The sequence below is a fragment of the Methylobacterium sp. WL69 genome (assembly GCF_008039485.1).
Lineage (GTDB): Bacteria > Pseudomonadota > Alphaproteobacteria > Rhizobiales > Beijerinckiaceae > Methylobacterium.
Genome location: NZ_VRUZ01000065.1, coordinates 1 through 24,274 on the forward strand (window position 1 = coordinate 1; position 24,274 = coordinate 24,274).

The 24,274-nt window shown below is 70.9% G+C and carries 22 protein-coding genes; 13 read left to right on the top strand and 9 right to left on the bottom strand.

Annotated elements, in window-relative coordinates:
* Window positions 1-193 precede the first annotated feature (193 nt).
* From FV218_RS16125 to atpC, 6 genes are all read left to right on the top strand, one after another.
* Window positions 194-766, top strand: a complete 573-nt coding sequence (locus FV218_RS16125) for a F0F1 ATP synthase subunit delta (RefSeq protein WP_056092655.1) — start codon at window positions 194-196, stop codon at window positions 764-766.
* A gap of 68 nt (window positions 767-834) precedes the next feature.
* Window positions 835-2,364, top strand: a complete 1,530-nt coding sequence (gene atpA / locus FV218_RS16130) for a F0F1 ATP synthase subunit alpha (protein WP_056092651.1) — start codon at window positions 835-837, stop codon at window positions 2,362-2,364.
* Window positions 2,365-2,476: 112 nt separating this feature from the next.
* Complete coding sequence (locus FV218_RS16135) at window positions 2,477-3,352, top strand: F0F1 ATP synthase subunit gamma (protein ID WP_056092649.1); 876 nt, start codon at window positions 2,477-2,479, stop codon at window positions 3,350-3,352.
* Between the two features lie 45 nt (window positions 3,353-3,397).
* Window positions 3,398-4,858: a F0F1 ATP synthase subunit beta gene (gene atpD / locus FV218_RS16140; RefSeq protein ID WP_056092646.1), complete on the top strand. Its 1,461-nt coding sequence runs from the start codon at window positions 3,398-3,400 to the stop codon at window positions 4,856-4,858.
* Window positions 4,859-4,860: 2 nt separating this feature from the next.
* Window positions 4,861-5,109 (top strand): hypothetical protein, encoded by a 249-nt coding sequence (locus FV218_RS16145; RefSeq protein ID WP_056092644.1) that lies wholly within the window; start codon window positions 4,861-4,863, stop codon window positions 5,107-5,109.
* A gap of 77 nt (window positions 5,110-5,186) precedes the next feature.
* Complete coding sequence (gene atpC, locus FV218_RS16150) at window positions 5,187-5,588, top strand: ATP synthase F1 subunit epsilon (RefSeq protein ID WP_056092641.1); 402 nt, start codon at window positions 5,187-5,189, stop codon at window positions 5,586-5,588.
* 17 nt (window positions 5,589-5,605) lie between these two features.
* On the opposite strand, the gene FV218_RS16155 is transcribed toward atpC, so the two are convergent.
* The 4 genes from FV218_RS16155 to FV218_RS16170 are packed head-to-tail and all read right to left on the bottom strand — an operon-like array spanning window position 5,606 to window position 8,327.
* Complete coding sequence (locus FV218_RS16155) at window positions 5,606-6,838, bottom strand: CCA tRNA nucleotidyltransferase (RefSeq protein ID WP_147710732.1); 1,233 nt, start codon at window positions 6,836-6,838, stop codon at window positions 5,606-5,608.
* The gene (locus FV218_RS16160) at window positions 6,835-7,092 is read right to left on the bottom strand and encodes a DUF6111 family protein (protein WP_056092635.1); all 258 of its coding nucleotides are present in this window, start codon (window positions 7,090-7,092) and stop codon (window positions 6,835-6,837) included. The genes FV218_RS16155 and FV218_RS16160 overlap by 4 nt, the downstream gene beginning before the upstream one ends.
* 36 nt (window positions 7,093-7,128) lie before the next feature.
* The gene (locus FV218_RS16165; RefSeq protein ID WP_056092631.1) at window positions 7,129-7,761 is read right to left on the bottom strand and encodes a CoA pyrophosphatase; all 633 of its coding nucleotides are present in this window, start codon (window positions 7,759-7,761) and stop codon (window positions 7,129-7,131) included.
* Window positions 7,758-8,327: a DUF1285 domain-containing protein gene (locus tag FV218_RS16170; protein WP_147710742.1), complete on the bottom strand. Its 570-nt coding sequence runs from the start codon at window positions 8,325-8,327 to the stop codon at window positions 7,758-7,760. Before FV218_RS16170 ends, FV218_RS16165 begins: the two co-directional genes overlap by 4 nt.
* 250 nt (window positions 8,328-8,577) lie before the next feature.
* Here FV218_RS16170 and FV218_RS16175 point away from each other — a divergent pair, with 250 nt between their 5' ends.
* The 7 genes from FV218_RS16175 (at window position 8,578) to FV218_RS16205 (ending at window position 17,626) form a co-directional block, all read left to right on the top strand.
* Window positions 8,578-9,582, top strand: coding sequence for a MoxR family ATPase (locus FV218_RS16175; protein WP_056092624.1), 1,005 nt, complete (start codon window positions 8,578-8,580; stop codon window positions 9,580-9,582).
* Between the two features lie 24 nt (window positions 9,583-9,606).
* Window positions 9,607-10,521 (top strand): DUF58 domain-containing protein, encoded by a 915-nt coding sequence (locus tag FV218_RS16180; RefSeq protein ID WP_147710743.1) that lies wholly within the window; start codon window positions 9,607-9,609, stop codon window positions 10,519-10,521.
* A gap of 11 nt (window positions 10,522-10,532) precedes the next feature.
* Window positions 10,533-13,349 carry a DUF4159 domain-containing protein gene (locus FV218_RS16185; protein WP_147710733.1) on the top strand — a complete coding sequence of 939 codons (2,817 nt, stop codon included), beginning with the start codon at window positions 10,533-10,535 and terminating at the stop codon, window positions 13,347-13,349.
* A 67-nt stretch (window positions 13,350-13,416) separates the two neighbouring features.
* Window positions 13,417-13,677 (top strand): type II toxin-antitoxin system HicA family toxin, encoded by a 261-nt coding sequence (locus FV218_RS16190; protein WP_147710734.1) that lies wholly within the window; start codon window positions 13,417-13,419, stop codon window positions 13,675-13,677.
* On the top strand, window positions 13,674-14,003 hold the full coding sequence (locus FV218_RS16195) for a type II toxin-antitoxin system HicB family antitoxin (RefSeq protein ID WP_147710735.1): 330 nt from the start codon (window positions 13,674-13,676) through the stop codon (window positions 14,001-14,003). Before FV218_RS16190 ends, FV218_RS16195 begins: the two co-directional genes overlap by 4 nt.
* 25 nt (window positions 14,004-14,028) lie before the next feature.
* Window positions 14,029-16,110, top strand: a complete 2,082-nt coding sequence (locus FV218_RS16200) for a hypothetical protein (RefSeq protein ID WP_147710736.1) — start codon at window positions 14,029-14,031, stop codon at window positions 16,108-16,110.
* A 121-nt stretch (window positions 16,111-16,231) separates the two neighbouring features.
* Window positions 16,232-17,626 (top strand): HD-GYP domain-containing protein, encoded by a 1,395-nt coding sequence (locus FV218_RS16205; RefSeq protein WP_147710737.1) that lies wholly within the window; start codon window positions 16,232-16,234, stop codon window positions 17,624-17,626.
* 21 nt (window positions 17,627-17,647) lie between these two features.
* Here FV218_RS16205 and FV218_RS16210 read toward each other — a convergent pair whose 3' ends face one another.
* The 5 genes from FV218_RS16210 to FV218_RS16230 are packed head-to-tail and all read right to left on the bottom strand — an operon-like array spanning window position 17,648 to window position 23,948.
* A complete protein-coding gene (locus FV218_RS16210) occupies window positions 17,648-18,544 on the bottom strand; it encodes an alpha/beta hydrolase (RefSeq protein ID WP_147710738.1) in 897 nt (298 codons plus the stop codon).
* Between the two features lie 32 nt (window positions 18,545-18,576).
* Window positions 18,577-19,080, bottom strand: a complete 504-nt coding sequence (locus FV218_RS16215; protein WP_147710739.1) for an N-acetyltransferase — start codon at window positions 19,078-19,080, stop codon at window positions 18,577-18,579.
* Window positions 19,077-20,186: a microcin C ABC transporter permease YejB gene (locus FV218_RS16220; protein WP_056092601.1), complete on the bottom strand. Its 1,110-nt coding sequence runs from the start codon at window positions 20,184-20,186 to the stop codon at window positions 19,077-19,079. The genes FV218_RS16215 and FV218_RS16220 overlap by 4 nt, the downstream gene beginning before the upstream one ends.
* Window positions 20,187-20,196: 10 nt before the next feature.
* Window positions 20,197-22,053, bottom strand: a complete 1,857-nt coding sequence (locus FV218_RS16225; RefSeq protein WP_147710740.1) for an extracellular solute-binding protein — start codon at window positions 22,051-22,053, stop codon at window positions 20,197-20,199.
* Window positions 22,050-23,948, bottom strand: a complete 1,899-nt coding sequence (locus FV218_RS16230; RefSeq protein WP_147710741.1) for an extracellular solute-binding protein — start codon at window positions 23,946-23,948, stop codon at window positions 22,050-22,052. The genes FV218_RS16225 and FV218_RS16230 overlap by 4 nt, the downstream gene beginning before the upstream one ends.
* Window positions 23,949-24,274: the final 326 nt, after the last annotated feature.

Genomic DNA, 24,274 nt, shown 5'->3' on the forward strand with positions numbered 1-24,274 from the left:
TCCCCCGCCAGCGTGGCCGTTCGTCTTGCGCCCCCACAACCCGCATGCTAGGCCCTCGCCGCGCCGGAAGGGCGGGTTTTTCCATGACCCGCGCAGACCGGCACGTTCCCAATCCTGACGGTTTCGCACGCCTGCGCCGGACACGGTACACGGCGGCCGGAACCCTAGGGCCGGATTGAAGAGAGAGCGGCGCGTGGCGCAGAACGGTTCCGAGGCGGCTTCCCCGGTTGCAGGCGTGGCGGCGCGCTACGCGTCGGCCTTGTTCGAGCTGGCACGCGACGAGCGCGCCGTCGATGGCGTGGCGGAGAGCCTGGAGCGCTTCGGCGCCCTGCTCAACGAGAGCGCGGATCTCCGCCGCCTCGTGCGCAGCCCGGTCTTCTCCGGTGCCGAGCAGGAGGCCGCCATCGGGGCGATCCTCGACAAGGCGGAGATCACGGGCCTCGGCGCGAACTTCATTCGCCTCGCCGCCGCCAACCGCCGCCTGTTCGCCCTGCCGGACATGATCCGCGCCTTCCGCGTCCTGGTGCGGGACTCGAAGGGCATCGTGCGCGCCGAGGTCAGCGTCGCCGAGCGTCCCTCCGATGCGGTGATCGAGGAGATCAAGGCCAGCCTGCGCGACGTCGCCCGCGCCGAGATCGACCTCGACCTCCGGATCGACCCGAGCCTGATCGGCGGCCTCGTCGTCAAGATCGGCAGCCGCATGGTCGACGCGTCCCTGCGGACCAAGCTCAACGGTATTCGCCTTGCCATGCGGGAAGCCCGGTAGGACCCCGCCAGGGTTCCTCCGCTCCCGTCCCAGACCCATTCCTAACGACAACGACAAGAGGCCCGACGATGGACATCCGCGCCGCCGAGATCTCCGCGATCCTGAAGGATCAGATCAAGAATTTCGGCCAGGAAGCCGAAGTCTCCGAGGTGGGCCAGGTCCTGTCCGTGGGTGACGGCATCGCCCGCGCCTACGGCCTCGACAGCGTCCAGGCCGGCGAGATGGTCGAGTTCGAGTCGGGCGTGCGCGGCATGGCCCTCAACCTCGAGCAGGACAACGTCGGCATCGTGATCTTCGGGTCCGATCGCGACATCAAGGAAGGCCAGACCGTCAAGCGCACCGGCGCCATCGTCGACGTGCCCGTCGGCAAGGCGCTGCTCGGCCGCGTCGTCGACGCGCTGGGCAACCCCATCGACGGCAAGGGCCCCATCGCCACCACCGAGCGTCGCCGCGTCGACGTGAAGGCCCCCGGCATCATCCCGCGGAAATCGGTCCACGAGCCGATGGCCACGGGCCTCAAGGCCATCGACGCCCTGATCCCCGTCGGCCGCGGCCAGCGCGAACTCATCATCGGCGATCGCCAGACCGGCAAGACCGCCATCGCCCTCGACACGATCCTGAACCAGAAGCCGGCCCATGCCGGCACCGACGAGAACGCCAAGCTCTACTGCGTCTACGTCGCCATCGGCCAGAAGCGCTCCACCGTGGCGCAGTTCGTGAAGTCCCTGGAAGATAACGGCGCCCTCGAATACTCCATCGTCATCGCCGCCACCGCCTCGGACGCCGCGCCGATGCAGTTCATCGCGCCGTTCGCCGGCTGCGCCATGGGCGAGTATTTCCGCGATAACGGCATGCACGCCGTGATCGTGTACGACGATCTCTCCAAGCAGGCCGTGGCCTACCGCCAGATGTCCCTGCTCCTGCGCCGCCCGCCGGGCCGCGAGGCCTATCCCGGCGACGTGTTCTACCTGCACTCGCGCCTGCTCGAGCGCGCCGCCAAGATGGGCGACGCCGCCGGCAACGGCTCGCTGACCGCGCTCCCGGTCATCGAGACCCAGGCCAACGACGTCTCGGCCTACATCCCCACCAACGTGATCTCCATCACCGACGGCCAGATCTTCCTCGAGACCGACCTGTTCTACCAGGGCATCCGCCCGGCGGTGAACGTCGGCCTCTCGGTCTCCCGCGTGGGCTCCTCGGCCCAGACGAAGGCGATGAAGAAGGTCGCCGGCAAGATCAAGGGCGAGCTCGCCCAGTACCGCGAGATGGCGGCGTTCGCCCAGTTCGGCTCGGACCTCGACGCCTCGACCCAGAAGCTCCTGAACCGCGGCTCGCGCCTCACCGAGCTCCTGAAGCAGCCGCAGTTCTCGCCGCTGAAGATGGAAGAGCAGGTCGCGGTGATCTATGCCGGCGTCAACGGCTACCTCGACGCCCTGCCGGTCTCGAAGGTCCGTCCGTTCGAGGACGCCCTGCTGTCGACCCTGCGCACCAAGCACGCCGACCTGCTGACCAAGATCCGCGACTCGAAGGATCTGTCGGACGACAGCGCCAAGACGCTCAAGGGCGTCGTCGAGGGCGTGGCCAAGTCGCTGGCTTGAGCCTGAAGGACCCTCGGCCGGTCCCCACGGACCGGCCGAACGTCAGTGTGAACGAGGCGCCCGGAAGGCCGGGCCCTCTTCGAGCCGCAGCGGATGGATCTGGAAGACACCCATGGCGAGTTTGAAGGATCTGCGTAACCGCATCGCTTCGGTGAAGGGGACGCAGAAGATCACCAAGGCCATGCAGATGGTCGCCGCCGCCAAGCTGCGGCGCGCCCAGATGGCCGCCGAGAGCGCGCGTCCCTACGCCGAGAAGATGTCCCAGGTGCTCGGCAACCTCGCCGCGAACCTCGTCGGGGGCGTCCAGGGTCCGAAGCTCCTGTCCGGCACCGGCGCGGAGAAGACCCACCTGCTCATCGTCTGCACGGCCGATCGCGGCCTGTGCGGCGGCTTCAATTCGTCCATCGTGCGTCTGGCCCGCGAGCACATCCGCCGGCTCACCGCCGAGGGCAAGACGGTGAAGATCGTCACCGTGGGCAAGAAGGGCTATGACCTCCTGCGCCGCCAGTACCGCGATCAGATCGTCGAGAACCGGGACCTGCGCGGCAACAGGCCGGTGGATTACGAGTTCGCCGCCGAGATCGCCGACAGCGTCATCGCCCGCTTCGAGGCCGGCGAGTTCGATGTCGCGACGCTGTTCTACTCGCGTTTCCGCTCGGTGATCGCGCAGGTGCCCACCGCCCAGAAGCTGATCCCGGCCGAACTGCCCGTGACCGGCGCCACCGCCCCCGACGCCGCCCTGCAGTTCGAGCCGAACGAAGAGGCGATCCTCGACACCCTGCTGCCGCGCAATCTCACGGTGCAGGTGTTCCGGGCCCTCCTCGAGAACGCCGCCTCCGAGCAGGGCGCCCGCACGGGTGCCATGGACTCCGCCACGCGCAACGCCGGCGAGATGATCAAGAAGCAGACGCAGATCTACAACCGCACGCGTCAGGCCATGATCACCAAGGAACTCATCGAAATCATCTCGGGCGCCGAGGCCCTCTAGGCCGCTCCGGCACCCTGACCGCAACATCGTCGAAGGACCCGTATCATGGCGAACACCGCTACCCCCGGCGCCGGCTCCAACAAGGTCGGCCGCATCACCCAGGTCATCGGCCCCGTGGTCGACGTTCACTTCGACGGCCACCTGCCGGAGATCCTGAACGCCCTCGAGACCAAGAACAACGGCAACCGCCTCGTCCTCGAAGTCGCCATGCAGCTCGGTGAGAGCACCGTGCGCTGCGTCGCCATGGACACGTCGGAAGGCCTCGTGCGCGGGCAGGAAGTCACCGACACCGGCGAGGCCATCAAGGTCCCCGTGGGCTTCAACACCCTCGGCCGCATCATGAACGTCATCGGCGAGCCCATCGACGAGGCCGGACCTATCGTCTCCGAGACCCTGCGCGCCATCCACCAGCCGGCGCCGTCCTACGCCGAGCAGTCCACCGAGTCGCAGATCCTCGTCACCGGCATCAAGGTGGTCGATCTTCTGGCCCCCTACGCCAAGGGCGGCAAGATCGGCCTGTTCGGCGGCGCCGGCGTCGGCAAGACCGTGCTGATCATGGAGCTCATCAACAACATCGCCAAGGTGCACTCCGGCTACTCGGTGTTCGCCGGCGTCGGTGAGCGCACCCGCGAGGGCAACGATCTCTACCACGAGATGATCGAGTCCAAGGTCAACATGGACCCCAAGGAGAACAACGGCTCGGCCGAGGGCTCCAAGTGCGCGCTGGTCTACGGCCAGATGAACGAGTCCCCCGGCGCCCGCTCGCGCGTCGCCCTGACCGGCCTCACCATCGCGGAAGACTTCCGCGACCAGGGCCAGGACGTGCTGTTCTTCGTAGACAACATCTTCCGCTTCACCCAGGCCGGCTCGGAAGTGTCCGCGCTTCTCGGCCGCATCCCCTCGGCCGTGGGCTACCAGCCGACGCTCGCCACCGACATGGGCGCCCTGCAGGAGCGCATCACCACCACCACCAAGGGCTCGATCACCTCGGTGCAGGCCATCTACGTGCCGGCGGACGATCTGACCGATCCGGCGCCCGCCGCCTCGTTCGCCCACTTGGACGCCACGACCGTGCTGTCGCGCTCCATCGCCGAGAAGGGCATCTACCCGGCCGTGGACCCGCTCGACTCGACCTCGCGCATGCTCAACCCCGCCGTCCTCGGCGAGGAGCATTACGCCGTCGCCCGTCAGGTCCAGCAGACCCTGCAGCGCTACAAGGCCCTGCAGGACATCATCGCGATCCTGGGCATGGATGAGCTCTCGGAAGAGGACAAGCTCACCGTCGCCCGCGCCCGCAAAATCGAGCGCTTCTTCTCGCAGCCGTTCTCGGTGGCCGAGATCTTCACCGGCTCGCCGGGCATCCAGGTGCCGCTGGCCGACACCATCAAGGGCTTCAAGGGCCTCGTGAACGGCGACTACGACGACCTGCCGGAGGCGGCGTTCTACATGGTCGGCACCATCGAGGACGCCAAGGAGAAGGCGAAGAAGATCGCAGCGGCGGCCTGATCTTGAACACCAGGATCGGACTTCTCCTCGTCGGCCTCGTGGTCGGCGGCCTCGTCGGGTACCTGACCCGGCCCCAGGCCGCCGAGATCAAGATCGGTGACTTCAGCCTCGAGGTTCAGGGGGACAAGCCGGCCGGTACGGGCGGCGGCTCCCTGACCACCGGCCAGATGCAGCATATCGGCATCTTCGCCGTCATCGGCGCGGCTCTCGGCCTCGGCGCCGGCTTCGTCGCCGGTCGCGGCCGGGCCTGAACCGTTCCACGGCGCACGGCCCCGGGCCGCGCGCCGTCCCTCAACGACAGACACCCCGAACCGGGATTCGCGACGTCATGGCCACCTTCCAGTTCGATTTCGTCGGTCCCGAGCGGACGGTGTATTCCGGCCCCATCGAGGCCGTGCAGCTGCCCGGCGTCGAGGGCGAGATGACCGTCCTGCCGGGGCACGCCCCCGTCCTGACCGCCCTCAAGGTCGGCGTCATCGTCATCAACGAGGCGGGCCACACCGGCAAGCGCGTGCTCGTGCGCGGCGGCTTCGCCGATATCGGCCCCACCTCCGTCACCGTCATCGCCGAGCGGGCCAACCCGTTCGAGGAGATCACGCCGGAATCCCTCGACCGCGACATCGCCGCCATCGAGCTCCAGCGCGACGCGACGACGGACTTCGCCAAGAAGGACGAGCTCAACGGCCAGATCGTCCAGCTTCAGGATGCCAAGGTCGCCCTCGCGTTCTGAGACCGGCGCTCCGAGGCTCAATCCAGGGCGCGGGCGAGCAGAATCTTGCGCGTGCCCGCATCGGCCTGACAGCCTCCGGCGAGCCAGACCGCCCGGGCGCGGCCGAGCCGCCGCCCGATCTCCGGCCCGGCCGCAATGCCCAGGGCCATGAGGTCGCCCCCGGTCAGGGGAAAGACCGGGACGGGCACGTCGCCCCGCACCATCCGCCTGAGTAGGTCGCGGGCCTCCGCGTTCAGATGGGCCCTGTCGCCGTAATCCAGAGCGGCGGAAGCGAGCGCGAGCGCCCGGACTCCGTGCACCACCGTCAGGCTGCGCACGCCGAAACCGTCGATCTCGGCCCTGTCCTTCACGGCGACGAGCGCCCCGGCATAGGCCACGAGCCCGTTCTGCTCCGCCTTCGACAGGCGCAGCCGCTGGGCCAGCCGCTCGGCGTCGTCCACCGAGAACACCGCGAGGGCCGCCAACCGTGCGGTCTCGTCCCAATTCGGCCGCGCCACCCGTTCGAACCGCCGCAGGTCGCCGATGCCGCCGATCAGCCGGCCGAGGAGTCCGGTCTCGCTCAAGGTCGTCACCGCCGGCACCGCACCGGGGGCGAGGAGCAGCTTCAGGAATTCCGCCCGCACCCGCTCGCGCGACAGGCCATCGAGGGAAGCCCGCGCGCCGATGCAGGCCGCCAGCCCCTCGGGATCGGGCGCCCCGGCGCCGTAGCGGGCCTGGAACCGGAAGAACCGCAGGATGCGTAAGGCATCCTCGCGGATGCGGGTCGCGGCCTCGCCGATGAAGCGGACGCGGCCGGCCGCGAGGTCCGCCAAGCCCCCCGTCGTGTCGTGCAGTTCCCCGTTCGCATCGACCGAGAGGGCGTTGATGGTGAAATCCCGCCGCGCCGCGTCGAGGCCGAAATCGCGGCCGAAGCGGACCACGGCGTGGCGCCCGTCGGTCTCGATGTCCTCCCGCAGGGTGGTGACCTCGAACGTCGCCCCCTCGGCCATGAGCGTGACGGTGCCGTGCGCAATCCCCGTGGGGATGCTGCGCAGGCCGGCGGCACGGGCGCGGGCGATGACGGCCTCGGGCAGGAGCGTGGTGGCGAGATCGATGTCGTTGGACGGGTGGCCGAGGAGCGCGTCGCGGACGCAGCCGCCGACGAGGCGGGTGTGCTCGCCCGGGACGCTCAGGGCCGTCAGCACCCGGGCGAGGCCGGGCGCCGTGAGGAGACGGCCCGGTCCATCGGGATCGAGGCGGTGCCCGCTCACTGGAACTGGCCCGGCACCACCACGCCGTTCTCCATGTGCGGGGGCACGTAGCCGCCGCGATGGCGCTCGCCGAACAGGCCCGTCGCCACGAGGGACAGGATCACCAGAACGATTCCCGCCAGGGTCAGGCGGAAGACTTGGCCCTGCCAATGGGCATGGTGCCGGGGATGCCGGCCGCTGAGGGCGAGATACCCCGCGAACAGCAGGAACGGCAGGAGGAAGATCAGGACTTCCTCGACGAGCTTGCGGATCATGACATTCTCATTCGGGCCGGCGCGCGGCGCGCCGGATCAGGGATACAGGCGCTCGTGCAGGTTGTTCACGATGCCGGCCGTCACGCCCCAGATCCGATGGGCGCCGTAGGCGATCACATAGTAGCGCCGGGTGCGTCCCCGCCAGATCGCACTCTCGATCCGGCGTCGGCCCGGGTCGAAGAGGTAGGACAGGGGTGCCTCGAAGGTCTCGGCGACCTCGTCGGGGTTGAGGCGCAGGGTGGCGTCCGGATCGACGAGGCCGAGCACTGGCGTTACCAGGAATCCCGTGGCCGAGAGGTAGGGATCGAGGTAGCCCAGCGTCCGGATCGCGCCGGCCGCGAGGCCGATCTCCTCGTGGGCCTCGCGCAGGGCGGCGTCGGCGGGCGTGGCGTCCGTGGGGTCGATCTTGCCGCCCGGAAACGCGATTTGGCCGGAATGGTCGCGCAGGTGCGCCGAGCGGACGGTGAACACGACGCCGAGCCCATCGGGCCGCGGCACCACCGGCACCAGCACCGCCGCGTGCCGGTGCGGCCCCTCCGGCACCACGTCGATGCCGTCGAGGTCGTGGTCGCCGCGCGGGTTGGCCGTCGGGTCGCCCGGCCCCGGCGGTTCCGCATCGAGATACCGGGCGGCGCGCCGGACGAGATCGGCGACGGCAGCATCGCTCATGCGGCGCCGCTGGGCGCGATCCGGTGGAACGTGCCGCCGGCCGCGATGCCGAGCCAGCCGTCGCGCTCTTCGGCCAGGGCGACGAGGTCGTAGGTCAGGGCCCGGGTGACCAGGGCCCACAGGCCGCGCCGGACGTGGACGTAGGGGCGCAGGCCCCCGGCCTCGTCCTCCTCGAACCGCAGGGCGTGATCGGAATCCACCGCCACGAGGTCGTCGACGTTGGTGCGGAGCGCGATGCGGCGGCCGTCGCCGTCCCCCTCCACCGCCATCTCGACGGCGACGAAGGCGGCGTCCTCCACGGTGATCCCGACGCTCTCCACGGGCGTCACCAGCACGACGCGGCCATCGGGCTCGCGCCGCAGGATCGAGGCGAACAGCTTGACGAGCGCCGGGCGCCGGATCGGCGCGCCATCGTGGAACCACGTCCCGTCGGCGGCGATGCGCATGTCGATGGGCCCGCAATAGGGTGGGTTCCACTGCTCGACGGGCGGCGGTCCGCGCCGGGGCAGGTCACCGAGGGCGGCGCTCAGGCGGTCGATGGTCGGATCGGATTGCGACGGCGTCATACCCATCAAGATAGCGCTTGGGGACGGCTTGGGAACGCCCGCGACCGCAATCGGCGCGATGGGCGCCTGCGTCCGATTCGCGGCCGGAAAGGCACTGTCAAACGCAAGGCGCCGCCTGCGTCGTCGCGCCGACCTTGCCAGGGTGGCGCAAACGGCGCCACACTTGTCGCTCACGGCCGGCCTCCGGCCGATCCCATTTCCCCGCCATCGACCTCAAGACGTCGAAGCGGACCGCGAGGACCGACACCGCATGACGCAGGGCTCCCAGCCGGCCACGACCCTCGACGACGGCATCGTCGCCACGGCGGAGGCGTGTCTCGGGGCCGTGGGCGGCGCACGCGAGGCGGTCCACAAGGTCATCTTCGGCCAGGAGCAGGTGGTCGATCTCTCGCTGATCACCATCCTCTCCGGCGGCCACGGCCTGCTCGTCGGCCTCCCCGGCCTCGCCAAGACCAAGCTGGTGGAGACCCTCGGCACCGTGCTCGGCCTCGACGGCCGCCGGGTCCAGTTCACCCCCGACCTGATGCCCTCGGACATCCTCGGCACCGAAATCTTGGACGAGGACGCCAACCGGCACCGCTCGTTCCGGTTCGTGAAGGGGCCGGTCTTCACCCAGCTCCTCATGGCCGACGAGATCAACCGCGCCAGCCCGCGCACCCAGTCGGCCCTGCTGCAGGCGATGCAGGAGCATTTCGTTTCCGTCGCCGGCGAGCGCCACGACCTGCCCCGGCCCTTCCACGTCCTGGCGACCCAGAACCCCATCGAGCAGGAGGGCACCTATCCGCTGCCGGAAGCCCAGCTCGACCGGTTCCTGCTGGAGATCGACGTCGGCTATCCCGACCGCGCCGCCGAGCGCCGCATCCTCATCGAGACCACGGGTGTCGACGACCACAAGCCCCAGGCGGTGATGACGACGGAGCAGCTCCTCACGGCCCAGCGCCTCGTGCGCCGCCTGCCCGTGGGCGATGCCGTGGTCGATGCCATCCTCGACCTCGTGCGCTCGGCCCGCCCCGAGGGCGGCGACCCGTCCCTCAAGGGCAAGCTCCTGTGGGGACCCGGCCCCCGCGCCAGCCAGGCCCTGACCCTGGCGGTGCGTGCCCGCGCCCTCATCGAGGGCCGCGTCGCGCCCTCCATCGCCGACGTGAAGGCTTTGGCCGAACCCGTCCTCAAGCACCGCATGGCCCTGAGCTTCGCCGCGCGCGCCGACGGCGAGACCATTCCGGGTCTCATCGCCGGGCTCGCGGCCAAGCTCTAGCGCGTGGCCATGGCCCCCACGCGGATGGCCCCCACGCGGGTGCTCGCCGCCGAAGCCCGGTCGCCGGGGCGGCGCGAGACCGAGAGCGCGCTCAGCCTCGCCGAGCGGATGCCGCGCCTGATCCTCGAGGCGCGCCGCGTCTCGACCACCCTGGCCCACGGCCTGCACGGCCGCCGCCGGGCGGGGCCGGGCGAGAGCTTCTGGCAGTTCCGGCCCTTCGTCGCCGGCGAGGCCGCCGCGCGCATCGACTGGCGCCGCTCGGCCCGCGACGACCGGCTCTACGTGCGCGAGCGCGAATGGGAGGCGGCCCACAACATCTGGTTCTGGATCGACCGCTCCGCCTCCATGGGCTTCGCCTCGCACCTCGCCCAGGCCCCCAAGGTCGAGCGCGCCCTGGTCCTGGCCTTCGCCCTCGCCGACACCCTGGTGGAGGGCGGCGAGCGCACGGGGCTCCTGGGCCTCACCCGCGCCGTCACCTCGCGCCGCATCGTCGAGACCCTGGCCCAGGCCCTCGTTGGCGACCGGGCCGGCCTCACCCGCGACACGCCGCCCCGGGCCTCGCCGGGCCGCTTCGACGAGGCGATCCTGATCAGCGATTTCCTGTCGCCCCTGCCCGAGCTGCGCGCCGCCGTGGAGACCATCGCGGCGCACGGCACCCACGGTCACCTCGTCATGATCGTCGATCCCGTGGAGGAAACCTTCCCGTTCTCGGGCCAGGCCGTCCTGCACGACCCCGAGACGAGCCGGAGCCTCGCCATCGGCGATGCCGGGGCCTGGGGCGAGGCCTACCGCGCGCGCATCGCCGAGCACCGGGCCGGCCTCTCCGAGGTCGCCCGCGCCCAGGGCTGGACCCTCACCATCCACCGCACCGACCGACCGGCCAGCGAAGCCGCCCTTCGCCTGCTCACCCTCGTCGCCGCCGCGCGCGGGACCGGCTGAGGATCGACACCGTGCTCGGATTGCCCCTGACCTTCGCCGCGCCCCTGGCGCTCGCCGCGCTCATCGCCCTGCCGGCCCTGTGGTTTCTCCTGCGGGTGACGCCGCCGCGCCCGCGCCGCATCGACTTCCCGCCGTTGGCGATCATGGCCGACCTGCTGCCCAGGCGCGAGACGCCGGCCCGCACGCCGCCCTGGCTCCTGATCCTGCGCCTGCTCGTCGCCGCCTTCCTGATCCTCGCCGTCTCCGGCCCGGTCTGGAACCCGTCGGGCCTCGGCGGGGAGGCCGGCCGCACGCCCCTCGTGGTGCTGATCGACAACGGATTCACCGCCGCCCACGACTGGCGCGAGCGCCTGAGGGTCGCCGACGACGCCGTCGAGACCGCCGCCCGCGACGGGCGGCCCGTGGCCCTGGTGGCCCTGGCGGAACCGGCCGCGCCCATCGAGGCGCGCGTGCCCGCCGACGCGCTCGAACGCCTGCGCGCCATCGCGCCCCGGCCGCATCTCGCGACGCGCGGCGCGCACCTTTCCTCCCTCACGGCCTTCTTCGAGCGCACACCGGGCGCCGCCGCCCTGTGGATCAGCGACGGCGTCGCGGGGCCGGGCGAGGACGCCTTCGCCGGGGGCCTCGCCGACCTCGTCGGCAAGCACGGCACCCGTCTCACCATCCTGAGGGCTGACCGTCCGCCGGCCCTCGCCCTGTCTGCCGCCGAATCCGGCGGCCGGCTGACCGCCCACGCCCTGCGCGCATCGCCCAATGGCCGCGACGCCGGAACCGTGCGCGCCCTCGATCAGAAGGGCCTGCCACTCGCTGAGCAGGGTTTCGCCTTCGCGGACGGTGCCACCGAGGCCGAGATCGGCTTCGACCTGCCGGTGGAACTGCGCAACGGCATCAGCCGCCTCGAGATCCTCGGCGAGCGCTCGGCCGGCGCCGTGACCCTCGTGGACGAGCGCGGCAAGCGCCGCCGCGTCGGCCTCGTCTTCGGCGGCACCAGCGACCAGGCCCAGCCGCTCCTGGCCCCGACCCACTACCTGTCCCGCGCCCTGGTGCCCTTCGCCGACGTGCAGGAGCCGCGCGGCGCCAAGGGCGTCGCCGAATCCGTGGCGCAGATGCTCGATGGGCAGGTCTCGGTCCTGGTGCTGGCCGATGTCGGCGCCCTCGACGCCGCCACCCTGGAGCGCGTCGAAGCCTTCGTGGACGGGGGCGGCCTGCTCCTGCGCTTCGCCGGGCCGCGGCTCGCCGCCGGCAACGACCCCCTCGTGCCCGTGCGCCTGCGCCGGGGCGGCCGGACCCTCGGCGGCACCCTGTCGTGGGACAGCCCGAAGACCCTGGCGGCCTTCGCCCCCGAGAGCCCGTTCGCCGGCCTCGTCTCCCCGGCCGATATCGGGGTGCGGCGCCAGATCCTGGCCGAGCCCGACGGCGAGCTGCCCGGCCGCACCTGGGCCTCCCTGCAGGACGGCACGCCCATCGTCACCGCGCAGAAGCGGGGCCAGGGCCTCGTGGTCCTGTTTCACGTCACCGCCGACACCACGTGGTCGAACCTGCCCCTGTCGGGCCTGTTCATCGACATGCTGCGCCGGGTGGTGGCCCTGGCCGGCACCGGCGCGGCGCCGGCCGGCGACGTCGCCCGTCCCCCCGCCGCCGTGCTCGCCCCGCGCCTGACCCTCGATGGGTTCGGGGCCCTCGGCACGCCGCCGGCCGGCGCCACCGCCGTGCCGGCGGATTACGCCGAACGCGGCTCGTTCGAGCATCCGCCCGGCTTCTACGGTCCCGCCGATGGCGGCGTCGCCGTCAACGCCCTGACGGCGGCCGACCGCCTCAAGCCCCTCGACTTCGCCCCCCTGGCCGCCGCCCGCACGGGGTCGCTCGCCGGCGCCGAGACCCTCGATCTCCGCGCCACGCTCTTCACCCTGGCCCTCATGCTCCTTCTGCTCGACACCCTCGCGGGCCTCTGGCTCGGCGGCTTCCTTCGCCGCGTCGGCGGCCGCGCCGCCACGGCCGCCGTCGTCGTGCTGTGCCTCGCGGCCCCGAACCTCGTCCCGGTGCCGGCGCGGGCCCAGAGCCAACCCCAGGCGGCCGGGCGGCCGAACGGCATCGACTCGGCCCTCGCCACGCGCCTGGCCTTCGTCGTCACCGGCGACGAGGCGGCGGACACGGCGAGCCGCGCCGGCCTCGCCGGCCTGACACAGGTGCTCGCCAACCGGACAGCCCTGGAGCCGGGCGACCCCATCGGCATCGACCCGGCCAAGGACGAGCTCGCGTTCTATCCGCTGATCTACTGGCCCATCGTCGCCGGCAGGCCCCAGCCGAGCGCCGTTGCGATCCGGCGCATCGACGCGTTCATGCGCAACGGCGGCACCGTCCTGTTCGACACCCGCGACGCCCTCACCGCCCGCCCCGGCGGACCGCCGACCCCGGAGGCCCTGTATCTCCGCACCATGCTCTCCACCCTCGAGGTTCCCGAGCTCGAGCCGATCCCGGCCGACCACGTGCTGACCAAGGCGTTCTACCTCGTGGACACGTTCCCCGGCCGCTACGCCACCGGTCAGACCTGGGTCGAGGCACTGCCCCCGGCCGCGGAAGGCACCGAGCGTCGCCCGGCGCGGGCCGGGGACGGGGTGTCGCCCATCGTCATCACGGGCAACGATCTCGCCGCCGCCTGGGCCGTGGGCAAGCGCGGTGAGCCGCTCTACCCCGTCGTCGGCGGCGAGGAGCGCCAGCGCGAGATGGCGTTTCGCGGCGGGGTGAATTTCGTGATCTACACCCTCACCGGCAACTACAAGGCGGATCAGGTCCACGTGCCGGCCCTGCTGGAGCGGTTGGGTCAGTGAGGCGGCGGGTGCGACCACGCCGGGGGAGGCAATCACCCCGATTTGTGATATCGAAAAGCGATACTATATGAACTTGAGCGGCAGGCATCGCGCGACCCTCGACGCGATCTTCGCCGAGCCGGTTCGGGCCGGCATCGCCTGGTCGGACATCGAAGCCATGCTGAGGGCCTCCGGCCCGCAGATCGAGGAAGGCCGGGGCTCCCGCGTGCGGGTCGCCCTGAATGGTGTGCGGGCGGTCTTCCATCGACCGCATCCGCAGAAGGAAACCGACAGGGGTGCGGTGAAATCCGTGAGGCGCTTCCTCACCGAGGCGGAGATGACGCCATGACGATGATGCGTTGCAAGGGTTACGAGGCCCTCGTCGAATACGACGAGGAGGCCGATCTGTTTCATGGCGAAGTGATCAACTTACGCGACGTGATCACCTTCCAGGGGCGATCCGTCGATGAGTTGAAGCAGGCCTTGTCCGACAGCATCGACGATTACCTCGCCTTCTGCGTCGAGCGCGGCGAGGAGCCGGAGAAGCCCTATTCGGGGCAGTTCGTCGTCCGCGTCGAGCCGGTTCTTCACCGGGCCGTCGTTTCGGCCGCCAAGCGTGCCGGGATCAGCCTGAACAAGTGGGTGGCCCGCACCCTGGAGAGGGCGACCGCATGACCATGGCTCGGGAGGCCACACGCCGATGCTGAGCCTCAGCTTCACCCCCCTCGTGCCGTGGCCGGTGCTCGTCGGCTTCGGAATCCTCGTGGCGGTCTTCGCCGTGCTGGCGCTCCTGGCGCGGGGCGGGACGGCCCTCCTGCGCGCCCTGGCGCTGGCCCTGGTGCTCCTCGCCATCGCCAACCCGGCCCTGGTCCGGGAGGATCGCGAGCCGGTGAAGGACATCGTCGCCGTGGTGGTGGACCGTTCGGGCTCGCAGGGCCTCGGGGACCGGCCGGCCATGACCGATGCCGTGCGGGCCGAGCTCCAGCGCCGCTTCGGTGCGCTCACGGGGATCGAACCGCGCTTCGTCGACGTGCCCGACGCCAAGGACAGCGACGACGGCACCAAGCTGTTCACCGCCCTGTCGCAGGCGCTCGCCGACGTGCCGCCCGAGCGGCTGGCCGGGGTGGTGATGCTCACCGACGGCGTGGTGCACGACATCCCGGCCTCCGCGGCGGCCCTCGGCATCAAGGGGCCGCTCCACGTCCTCGTCACCGGCCATCCGGACGAGCGCGACCGCCAGATCAGGCTCATCGAGGCGCCGCGCTTCGGCATCGTCGGGCGCGATCTCACGGTCCGCGCCGAGGTGATGGAGCGCGGCGGCACCGGCAACGCCGTCGTCACCGTGCGCCGGGACGGCGAGGAAGTGGGACGGCGCACCTTCCCGACGGGACGGCCGTTCTCCCTGACCATGCGGATCGAGCACGGCGGCCCCAACGTCGTCGAGATCGAGGTCGAGCCGCTGCCCGGCGAACTCACCGTCGTGAACAATCGCGCCGTGCTGCCCATCGAGGGCATCCGCGAAAAACTCCGGGTGCTGCTGGTCTCGGGCGAGCCGCACCAGGGCGAGCGCACTTGGCGCAACCTGCTCAAATCCGACGCCAACGTCGATCTCGTGCACTTCACGATCCTCCGGCCGCCGGAGAAGCAGGACGGCACGCCGATCTCGGAGCTGTCGCTCATCGCCTTTCCGACGCGGGAGCTGTTCGTCCAGAAGATCAAGGATTTCGACCTGATCATCTTCGACCGCTACGCCAATCAGAGCGTGCTGCCGCAGGCCTATTTTGACAACATCGTCCGCTACGTCCGCGAGGGCGGGGCGCTCCTTGTCGCGGCAGGGCCGGAATTCGCGGGCCAGGCGAGTCTGTCGCGCACCCGGCTGTCGGCGATCCTGCCGGGCGAGCCCAACGGCCGCGTCGTCGAGCAGCCCTACAAGGCCGGGCTCACGGGCATCGGCACCCGCCATCCCGTCACCCGGGCGCTGCCGGGCTCGGAGGCGTCGCCGCCGGCCTGGGGCGACTGGCTGCGCATCGTCTCGGCCCAGGTGAAGCCCGGTATCCAGCCGATCCTGCAGGGGCCGAACGCCCTGCCGCTGCTGGCCCTGTCGCGCGAGGACAAGGGCCGCGTCGCCCTGCTGCTGTCGGATCATGCCTGGCTGTGGGCGCGGGGCTACCAGGAGGGCGGTCCGTACCTCGACCTCCTGCGCCGCCTCGGCCATTGGCTCATGAAGGAGCCGGCCCTGGAGGAGGAGGCCCTGCGGGCGCAGACCACCGGGCGCGGGCGCGAGGTCCGCGTCGAGCGCCAGACCATGGCCGACACCGTCGAGCCCGTCACCGTCACGGGCCCCACGGGCACCGAGCGCACACTGACCCTGGCGCAGGCCGAGCCCGGCCTGTTCTCGGCGACCTTCGAGGCGGATCAGCTCGGGCTGCACACCCTGCGCTCGGGCAGCCTCGTCGCCTTCGTCAGCGTCGGCCCGCCGAACCCGCGCGAACTCGCCGACGTGTTCAGCGACACCGAGCGCCTCAAGGCCCTGGCCGAGGCCACGGGCGGCTCGATCCGCCGCGTCGCCGAGGCCGGCGGCACGGTGGTGCCGCGCCTCCAGGCCGTGCGCGGCGGGCGGGCGAGCGGCGCCGACTGGATCGGCTTCCGCCCGAGCGACAGCGCCAACATCCGCGGCGTCGCGGTCTATCCCCTGGCCCTCGGCCTGTGGGCCCTGGCGGCGCTGGCGGCGGCGGTGCTGGCCATGTGGCTGGTGGAGGGCCGGCGCGGCCGGACGGCGTGACGCCGGCGGTCAGGGACGGGAAACGACGTTCCGTCGACGGACGGTGCGGTTAAGCTCCGCGAAGGGCGAGGATTGCATACGGTATACGATCGCCCTATGCGCCCCGGACCGAACCGAGCCCATGCCCCCGACCCTCGTCGACACCGCCGCGCCCTCCCTGGCCGAGGCGGACAGCATGCGGCTTTCGGAGCTTCTGGGCGCCCTGAGCCACGCCCTCGACCTCACCGAGGGTCAGCCCGTGGGCCATTGCGTGCGCGCCTGCTGGATCGGCGTCCATGTCGGCCGGACCATGGGGCTGCCCGATCTGCAGCTCTGGGAGCTGTACTACGCGATCCTGCTGAAGGACCTCGGCTGCTCGTCCAACGCCGCCCGGATCTGCCAGCTCTATCTGGCCGACGATCTCACGTTCAAGCACGACTACAAGACCGTGAGCGACCGCCTGCCCCAGGTCCTCGGCTTCGTGTTCTCGCATACGGGCCTCAACGCGGGACTGGCCGACCGCTTCCGCGCCATCCTCAACATCCTGCAGAACGGCGGCGAGATCGCCCAGGAACTCATCGAGACCCGCTGCCAGCGCGGTGCCGAGATCGCCCGGCAGATGCGGTTTCCCGAGGCCGTCTGCGGCGGCATCCTGGCCCTTGACGAGCACTGGAACGGGCAGGGCAAGCCCAACAAGCTCGAAGGCCCGGCGATCCCGCTCTACGCCCGCATCGCCCTGCTGGCGCAGATCGTGGACGTGTTCCACCGCTCGGCCGGCCGCGACGCGGCCATGGCGGAGATCCGCTCGCGCACGGGCACGTGGTTCGATCCGCAGGTGGTGGCGGCCTTCGAGCGCGTCGCCGGATCGGAGGCGTTCTGGACGGTCCTGGCGTCGGACGATGTCGAGGACGCGGTGTTCGCCCTCGAGCCGGCCCGGCGTCAGATCGTGGTCGATGCGGATTACCTCGACGACATCGCGCGGGCCTTCGCGCAGATCATCGATTCGAAGAGCCCGTTCACCTCCGGCCATTCCGAGCGCGTCGCCGTCTATGCCGACCTCATCGCGGAGGAACTCGGCTTCGATTCCGAGCGCCGTCGCTGGCTCAAGCGCGCCGCCCTCCTGCACGACATCGGCAAGCTCGGGGTCTCCAATGCCATCCTCGACAAGAACGGCAAGCTCGACGACGCCGAATGGGTGGCGATGCGCAACCACGCGGCGCTCTCCGAGAACATCCTCGGCCGGGTCATCGCCTTCCGGGACATGGCGCGCATCGGCGGCGGGCACCACGAGCGCCTCGACGGCAAGGGCTATCCCCGGGGCCTCGCGGGTGAGGCCATCTGCATGGAGACCCGCATCGTCTCGGTCTCGGACGTGTTCGACGCCCTCACGGCCAACCGCCCCTATCGAGCGGCGATGCCGATCCCGAAGGCCCTCGGGATCATGCGGGCCGAAGTCGGGACGTCGTTCGACCCGCGGTGCTTCGCGGCCCTGGAACGGGCGCTGTCGAAGCTCGACGCGCTCCGGGACGCGGCCTGACCGCCCCGCCGGGGGCCGACCTCACGCCCCCCGGCCGGCGAAGAACCGCGCGATCTCCGCCGCCGCCCGGTCCGGGGCCTCCCGATGCGGAAAGTGCCCGACGCCCTCCAGGGGCGCGAGGTCGAGGTCCGAAAACGTCTCGCCGAGGCGGTCGGTCCAGGCGTAGGGGAACAGCGGGTCGGCGGTGCCCCAGCGGATGCAGGTCGGCACGGCGATGGGGGCCTGGGGCGGGGCGTTGCCTTCGATCATGGCGAGGCGGCCGCCTTGCGCGCTGACGTACCAGTTGAAGCCGCCCTGGAGGTTGCCCGGACTCATGAAATTGTCGGTGAAGGCGTCGAGCACGTCGTCGAAGGCGGCCGGGTTGCCGCCGGCCCAGTGCCGCAGGAAGTGGCCGATATGGAGCCGGCAGGCTTCGCGCGAGGTGCCGACGAGGGCGGCGGCGAACGGCTTCACGTGAAACGACTGGTACCAGATCTCGGCGAGCATCTCGGGCGCCGCCAGGCGCGGGCCGATGCCGGGATAGGGGCAATCGAAGAAGAACAGGCCGGTGAGGCGCTCGGGGGCGCGGCGGCCCAGGGCCTGGCCGACATAGGCGCCGACATCGTGGCCGACGAGTCCGGCGCGTTCGATCCCGAGGACGTCGAGAAGTCCCAGAATGTCGGCGGCGTGGACGTCCGCGCCGGCCTTGTCCGAGGGGCCGGGATCGGGCTTCTCGCTGGCGCCGAAGCCCCGCAGATCCGGGACGATGAGCGCGAAGCGGTCGGCGAGCCGTTGCATCACCGGCTCCCAGGTCAACCAGAATTCCGGCCAGCCGTGCAGGAGCACGAGGGGCTGGCCCCGGCCGCAGCGCGCAACGTGAAGGTCGATGCCGTTGGCGCGCACGGTCTCGTGGCGGATCGTCGAGGGGCTGTCCGTCATCGTTCACTCCCGCGCGGCCGTCGCGCGGAGGGTCAACGCGTGCGCACCGCGCTCACGTTCCCCGCAACCGTCTCGGCGCCGCCGGGCACGAGTTCGCACCACAGGAAGCGGGCGGGATCGACGGGGCCGGGCGGGATCAGCCGGCCCGGCGGCACCGGGCTGAAGCCGAAGCGGCGGTAATAGGGGGCGTCGCCCACCAGCACGACGAGGCCGTGGCCGGCGGCGCGGGCGGCGTCCAGGCTCGCCCGCATCAGGGCGCCGCCGATGCCGCGGCCCTCGAAGCTCGGATCGACGGTGAGGGGCCCCAGCACCAGGAGGGGGCCTTGCGCCTCCGCCGGCCCGAGGCGCACGGAACCGACGAGGTAGGTGCCGACCAGCGCCGTGAAGCACAGGTCGGCGAGCGGCGTGGCGCCCTCGCGCAGGCGGTAGGCGGTGCGGGCGAAGCGCCCCGGCCCGAAGGCGCGGGCATGCAGGCGCCCGATGGCCTCGGCGTCCCCGGGATGCTCCGTCCGCAGGATGAGCGGCAGGGAGGTCACGTGGCCCGGGCCGAGAAATCGATGCGCGGGTCGATCCAGGTGTAGATCAGGTCCGACAGGAGGTTCACCGCGAGCCCCACGAGGGAGAAGATGTACAGGGTCGCGAACACCACCGGATAATCGCGCCCGACGATGGAGGTGAAGGACAGGAGGCCGAGACCGTCGAGGGAGAAGATCGTCTCGATGAGGAGCGAGCCGGTGAAGAAGGCCGAGATGAACGCCGCCGGGAAGCCCGCGATGACGATGAGCATGGCGTTGCGGAACACGTGCCCGTAGAGCACCCGGCGCTCGGACAGGCCCTTCATCCGCGCGGTGAGCACGTACTGCTTGCGGATCTCGTCGAGGAACGAGTTCTTCGTCAGCAGGGTCGAGGTGGCGAAGGCCCCGAGCACCAGGGCGGCCAGCGGCAGGGCCATGTGCCAGGCGTAGTCCACCGCCTTGCCCCACAGGCTTAAGGTGTCGAAGTTCTCGCTGGTGAGGCCGCGCAAGGGGAAGATCTGGAAGAACGAGCCGCCGGCGAACAGGATGATCAGGGCGATGCCGAACAGGAAGCTCGGGATCGCGTAGCCGACGATGACGACGCCCGAGGTCCAGAGGTCGAAGCGCGAGCCGTCGCGCACGGCCTTGCGGATGCCAAGCGGGATCGAGATGGCGTAGGAGATCAGCGTCATCCACAGCCCCAGGGAAATCGACACCGGCAGCCGCTCGCGGATCAATTGCAGGACCGACACATCGCGAAAATAGCTGTTGCCGAAATCGAACCGGGCGTAGTCCCAGATCATCTTCAGGAAGCGCTCGGGGGCCGGCTTGTCGAAGCCGAACTGCTGTTCGAGCTTCTTGATGAAGGCCGGGTCGAGACCCTGCGCCCCGCGGTAGCGCGCGCTGCCCTCGCCGCCGCCGCCGGCCCCGGACTTGGCCGCCCCGCCGAGGTCGCCGGCCCCGCCGGTCACCCGCGACAGGCTGCCCTCGCCCTGGCCCTGGAGCTGGGCCAGCACCCGCTCGACGGGCCCGCCGGGGGCGAACTGCACGATGACGAAGGTGATGAGCATGATGCCGAGGATGGTCGGCACCATGAGGGCGAGGCGGCGCAGGATGTAGGAGAGCAAGCGGGGGACCTCAGTTTCGGCCGATGCGCCGGGCCTTGGCGGCATCGTACCACCACAGGGCGGGCGCGCCGAGGTCGTAGGCGGGCCCCTTGGCCGGGCGGCCGTAGACGTCCCACAGGGCGAGGCGATGGTCGGCCTTGTACCACATGGGCACCCAGTAGCGCCCGGCCCGCAGGGTCCGGTCGAGGGCGCGGCAGGCGGTGACGAGGTCTTTTCGCGAGGCCGCGTTGGCGACCTTGTCGATGAGCCGGTCGATGGCCGGACTGGCGATGCCCGCGAGGTTGTTGGAGCCGGGCGTCGTGGCACTCCCCGAGCCGTAGGCCTCGCGCAGCTCGGCGCCCGGCGTCATCCCGCTGGCGTAGCGCCGGGAGGTCACGTCGAAGTCGAAATCCTTGAGGCGGGACTGGTACTGCGAGGCGTCGACCACCCGCATGCGGGCCTTGATGCCGATGAGGCCGAGGTTGCGGATGAACGGGTGCGTCACCGGCTCGAACACGGGATCGCTGTCGAGGAACTCGATCTCCAGGGGCTTGCCGCCGGGGAGCCGCACGACACCGCCGTCGCGGGTGCAGCCGGCCTCGCGCAGCAGCGCCACGGCGCGGCTGAGGTTGGCCCGGTCTTGGCCCGAGCCGTCGGACTCCGGGGGGCTCCAGGCCTCGCCGAACACCGCCGCCGGGAGGTCGGCGCGGAGGGGATCGAGGAGGGCGAGCTCGTCGGGGCCGGGCGTGCCCGTGGCCTTGAGGTCGGAATTCTCGAAGTACGACGCCGTGCGGATATAGGCCCCGTAGAACAGGTTCTTGTTCGACCAGGCGAAATCGAAGCACAGGCCGATGGCCTCCCGCACCCGGGCATCGCGAAACGCCTCGCGGCGGGTGTTGAGGAACCAGCCCTGGGTGCCGGAGGGGCGCGCGTCGGGCACGATCTCCTTGCGGACCCGGCCCTCGGTGACGGCGGGAAAATCGTAGAGCGTTGCCCAGACCCGCGACGTGAATTCCTCGCGAAAGGTGAAGGCGCCGCTCTTGAACGCCTCGAACGCCACCTGCCGATCGCGAAAATACTCGTACCGGATCGCCTCGAAGTTGTTCTGGCCGACATTCACCGGCAGGTCCGCGGCCCAGTAATCGGCCACGCGCTGCAGCTCGATGAAGCGGCCGGGCTCCAGGCGGCCGACCTGATACGGGCCGGAGCCCAGCGGCGCCTCCAGGGACGAGGCCTCGAAGTCGCGTTTGTCGTAGTACGCCGCCGAGAACACCGGGAGCCCCGCCACGAACAGGGGCAGGTCGCGGCTGCGGCCCGACGCGAAGCGGATCATGACGGTCTCGTCGCCCTCGGCGACGGCCTCGCTCATGTCCCCGAGCATCTGGGCGATGCTCGGATGGCCCTTGGCCTTGAGGATCATGAGGGAGAAAGCGACGTCGCGGGCGGTGAGCCGGGAGCCGTCGTGGAACCGGGCCTGGGGCCGCAGGGCGAAGCGGTGGGTCAGGCCGTCCTCGGACACCTCCACCGAGCGGGCGAGCAGCCCGTAGAGGGCGTCGGGCTCGTCCAGCGCCCGCACCATGAGGGAATCGAAGGTGAGGTTCATGCCGGCCGCGCCGTCGCCGCGCAGGACGTAGACGTTGAGGGTGTTGAAGGTGTCGCTCGCCTGATTGCCCAGGGTGGAGGCGAGCTGCGCCGAGAACCGCCCGCCGCGCGGGGCTTCCGGGTTGACGTAGTCGAAGCTCCGGAAGTCGGCGGGGTACTTGAGTTCGCCGAAGCTCGACAGGCCGTGGCGGGCCGTCCCTTGGGCCCGGCCGAGCCCCGGCAGGGCGGCGGCGCCGGCGAGGGCCCCGGCCCCGAGGACGAGGGTGCGCCGGCTCGGGCCGCTCAACGCGGGGCCCCGGTCTTGGCGGCGAGGGTTTCGTCGTACCACCACGTGGTCGGGAAGCCCGAGCTGCCGTAGGTCGGCAGGATCCTGGGGCGGGCGAACCGGTTCCAGCGGATCGTCCGCGAGACGTTGGAGGCCCATTGCGGCACCACGTAATCGTGGGCGAGCAGCACCCGGTCCAGCGCATGGGTGGCGGCCAGCACGCCCGGCCGGTCCTTCGCGTAGACGACCTTCTCCACCAGGGCGTCGATACCCGCGTCCTTGATCCCGATGAGGTTGCGCGAGCCCTCCTTGTCGGCGGCGGCCGAGCCCCAGTACTCGCGCTGCTCGTTGCCGGGCGAGAGGGATTCGGGCCACGAGCTCGTGGTGATGTCGAAGTCGAAGGCGCGCAGGCGGTTCTGGTACTGCGCCTGATCGATGACCCGCAGGTTGCTCTGGATGCCGATGAGCTTGAGCTGGGCGGCGAAGGGCAGCACCACCCGCTCGAACACGCTTTGGAACTCGAGGAACTCGACGGTCAGGGGCTCGCCGGTCTTGGCGTTGACCATCTGGCCGCCGCGGAGCTCGTAGCCGGCCTCCTTCAGGAGGCGCACGGCCTCGCGCAGGTTGGTCCGCACGGCATCCGGCGTTCCGGCGACGGGGTTGGTGTAGGGCGTGGTGAAGACGGAGGCCGGGACCTTGTCGCGGACGCTCTCCAGGATGACGAGTTCGTCGCCCTGGGGCAGGCCGGAGGACGCGAGTTCCGAGCCGTAGAAGTACGAGTCGATGCGCTTGTAGAGGCCGAAGAACAGCGACCGGTTCATCTCCTCGAAGTTCATGGCGAGGTTGAAGGCCCGGCGCACGCGCGGATCGGCGAACTTCGCCCGGCGGGTGTTGAAGGCGAAGGCCTGCATGTTGCCGTTGCCGCGATCGGGGAACTCCTCCTTGACGAGGCGGCCCTCCTTCACGGCCGGGAACTCGTCGTAGGCCGTGGCCCAGTTGCGGGCGACGTTCTCGGCCCGGAAGTCGTAGAGGTCGCCCTTCAGGGCCTCGATCTGCACGGTGGAATCGCGAAAATACTCGAACCGCATGGTGCCGAAATTGTTGCGGCCGACGTTCACGGGCAGATCCTTGCCCCAGTAATCGGCCACCCGCTCGTAGGTGGCGCTGCGCCCCGGCTCGAACTTCGCGAGCCGATAGGGACCGGAGCCCAGCGGCATCTCCAGGGTGGTCTGCGTCACGTCGCGGGGGCGCCCCTGCGCGTCCGTGCCCGTCCACCAATGCTTCGGCAGCACCCGCAGCTGGCCGATGACCTGCGGCAGTTCGCGGTTGCCGGCCTCAACGAAGCGGAAGGTCACCTCGCGCGGGCCGGTGACCTCGGCCCTGGTCACGCTGTGGTAGTAGGCGGCGAGCGACGGGCTGTTCTCCTTCTGCACGGTGAAGGACCACACCACGTCCTCGGGGGTGATCGGCTTGCCGTCGTGCCAGCGCGCGCCCTCACGCAGGCGGTAGGTCACGGCCGAGAGGTCGTCGGCGAGGCGCAAACCCTCGGCGACGAGGCCGTAGGACGAGAACGGCTCGTCGGCGGATTCCGTCGTCAGGGTATCGTAGAGCTGCGCAATGCCGTTCTCGAGGTCGCCCTTGCGGCCCGCCACGACGATGTTGAAGTTGTCGAACCCGCCCTGCGCCCCGAGGCGCACGAGGCCGCCCTTGGGGGCGGCCGGGTCGGCGTACTCGAAATGCTTGAAGTCGGCCGGGTACTTCGGCTCGCCCATGAGGGTGACGGCGTGGCGCCAGTCGCCGGAGGGGGCTTGTGCCACCGGATCGGGGGCGGCGCGCGCCGCGGGCGCCATCGCGCCGAGGGCCAGGGCGGCGGCCAGGGACAGGGCGAAGGATCGTCCGATCAGGGCGTGTCGCATCACGATGGGGCGGTCTTTCCGGTTGGTCCAGGGCCTCCCGCATGCCGTCCGTGCGACGACAGCAGGCCGCCGTTCTAGGACGGACGGAGGGGAGGCGCCAAGAGTGCGCGTCCGCGCAGTGGAGTGTGCGCGTCCGCGCAGGGCAAGGATGCGCCTCCGCGCAATACAAGAGCGCGCGTCCGCGCAGCTCTCCCAGGGGCCCGAAACGAAGAAGGCCGGGACTGAGCCCGGCCTTCGCGATCGTGATGGGATTCGCCGATCTACTCGGCCGGCTTCGGCGCCGGAGCCGGCGGAGCGTCGGCCGGCGGAGCGGGCGGGGCAGGGGG

Coding starts and splice junctions, on each gene's coding strand:
- atpA (WP_056092651.1), top strand. CDS start 835: ATGGACATCCGCGCCGCCGAGATCTCCGCGATCCTGAAGGATCAGATC.
- FV218_RS16205 (WP_147710737.1), top strand. CDS start 16,232: ATGCCCCCGACCCTCGTCGACACCGCCGCGCCCTCCCTGGCCGAGGCG.
- FV218_RS16135 (WP_056092649.1), top strand. CDS start 2,477: ATGGCGAGTTTGAAGGATCTGCGTAACCGCATCGCTTCGGTGAAGGGG.
- FV218_RS16160 (WP_056092635.1), bottom strand. CDS start 7,092: ATGATCCGCAAGCTCGTCGAGGAAGTCCTGATCTTCCTCCTGCCGTTC.
- atpD (WP_056092646.1), top strand. CDS start 3,398: ATGGCGAACACCGCTACCCCCGGCGCCGGCTCCAACAAGGTCGGCCGC.
- FV218_RS16170 (WP_147710742.1), bottom strand. CDS start 8,327: ATGACGCCGTCGCAATCCGATCCGACCATCGACCGCCTGAGCGCCGCC.
- FV218_RS16210 (WP_147710738.1), bottom strand. CDS start 18,544: ATGACGGACAGCCCCTCGACGATCCGCCACGAGACCGTGCGCGCCAAC.
- FV218_RS16190 (WP_147710734.1), top strand. CDS start 13,417: ATGAACTTGAGCGGCAGGCATCGCGCGACCCTCGACGCGATCTTCGCC.
- FV218_RS16200 (WP_147710736.1), top strand. CDS start 14,029: ATGCTGAGCCTCAGCTTCACCCCCCTCGTGCCGTGGCCGGTGCTCGTC.
- FV218_RS16180 (WP_147710743.1), top strand. CDS start 9,607: ATGGCCCCCACGCGGGTGCTCGCCGCCGAAGCCCGGTCGCCGGGGCGG.
- FV218_RS16175 (WP_056092624.1), top strand. CDS start 8,578: ATGACGCAGGGCTCCCAGCCGGCCACGACCCTCGACGACGGCATCGTC.
- FV218_RS16165 (WP_056092631.1), bottom strand. CDS start 7,761: ATGAGCGATGCTGCCGTCGCCGATCTCGTCCGGCGCGCCGCCCGGTAT.
- FV218_RS16230 (WP_147710741.1), bottom strand. CDS start 23,948: ATGCGACACGCCCTGATCGGACGATCCTTCGCCCTGTCCCTGGCCGCC.
- FV218_RS16195 (WP_147710735.1), top strand. CDS start 13,674: ATGACGATGATGCGTTGCAAGGGTTACGAGGCCCTCGTCGAATACGAC.
- atpC (WP_056092641.1), top strand. CDS start 5,187: ATGGCCACCTTCCAGTTCGATTTCGTCGGTCCCGAGCGGACGGTGTAT.